A 1,366-nucleotide genomic window follows, 5' to 3' on the forward strand; every position below is an offset into this window, starting at 1 on the left:
GTACATATGTAAGTGTAAGAAATAGCCCAGAAACAATTTGAAAAGCAAACAGTAACACTATAAAACTACCAATAAACACTGCATAATTTTTCAAAATGACTCCTCCAGTACTCTTAATTTATAAACCTCACATTATTTTAATAATAGGGACACAACGATAAAGCCTATAATCAGTACAGTAATAAGTAYACCTAGMCCCTTCCAWCCTAAGCTRCCTGCTAAACCAGATAGGKTTCCAGCTTCATTTCKGTTAAATGCATCGTTCATATTCCCTGTGGGGTTTCTCTTTACCTCTTCKTGTTTTAAKYTCTCTCTTCTTCTTTCAGGTGTTTCTTTAYCTTCRCTCATCATCACACCACCATTTTCGAAATATTATAACATATTATGGTTAAAATATAAATTAATGGTTTCTGTTAGATCCCTTTTCTTACACTAAACTGTACACATTTCTTTTTTTAATAAGTATGGAACACTGCTTTGTAATGAAGAAGTATACAGAGCTAGTTAATATAATTACTATTACAAACACCTACACCAAAGAGATCCTCTTTATTTAAGGGGATCTCTTTAATAACCTTATACTAGATACACATTCTTCAAGTTTTTTGTGTAAGCTTATTTATGTAAAACATCTTCTTTTGTGATTGCTTTTTCATAAATTAATGGTTTAGTTCCTGCTTCTGGCAAAAGATAAATAAAGACAGTAAACGTAAGTTGGAGGGTTGAAACTACAGCCAAAAATAGAAAAAGACGTTCCCTGTCCTTAAACCATATTACTAAACATAAAACTAGAGATATTAACGACAAAAATAAAAAAAGAAAAAAGCTATATGAATAAGGAACACCATAATGATAAGAAATATCTAAAAAGAAAAATGCTATATAGAGAAGTATAAAAGCTGACGGTACTACTTTAGTAAACGTACTCAATAGGAAAAAAACCTTTCTGATTATTTGTTTTAGATTTATAGCTCAAACATACTCAATTTACATAAATAAGTACATATTAAAAGCTGCAGCAAAAATGATTATTACTCATCTTAATTATTTATTTTTTGAACCAAAATGCCTCCAACTTTATCCTTGTCATCTAAAGAAAACTCAATATTGAGTTTATGATTTTTATCAAAATACCCTATTATTGTTGCTCCGGTATCTTCTCTTTCGTAATAATTTTCTCCATACGCCCTAATAACATCTTTTTTGCTGTCACCAGTATGTATTCCCTTTTCTGTACTATACTTGCTGCTAATCAAGTCATACCTACTGACTTTATTATCTACTATTTTAAATTCAACATCATACTTTTCTGTACTTTTTCCATAAATGTAGGTAGTGTACGGAGGCTGCTCAGTAACCTCTATAA

General features: G+C 30.3%; 1 protein-coding gene and 1 pseudogene. Both read right to left on the minus strand.

All coding sequences use genetic code 11. The features are described from left to right. Nucleotides 1–132: 132 nt before the first annotated feature. Nucleotides 133–351 carry a DUF6366 family protein gene (locus AC1DRF_RS27890; protein WP_477742299.1) on the minus strand — a complete coding sequence of 73 codons (219 nt, stop codon included), beginning with the start codon at nt 349–351 and terminating at the stop codon, nt 133–135. Nucleotides 352–1,040: 689 nt separating this feature from the next. Next, nucleotides 1,041–1,366 (minus strand): annotated as a pseudogene (locus AC1DRF_RS27895) (hypothetical protein); the annotation flags it as partial.

This window comes from Priestia sp. P5_B4 (assembly GCF_056400385.1).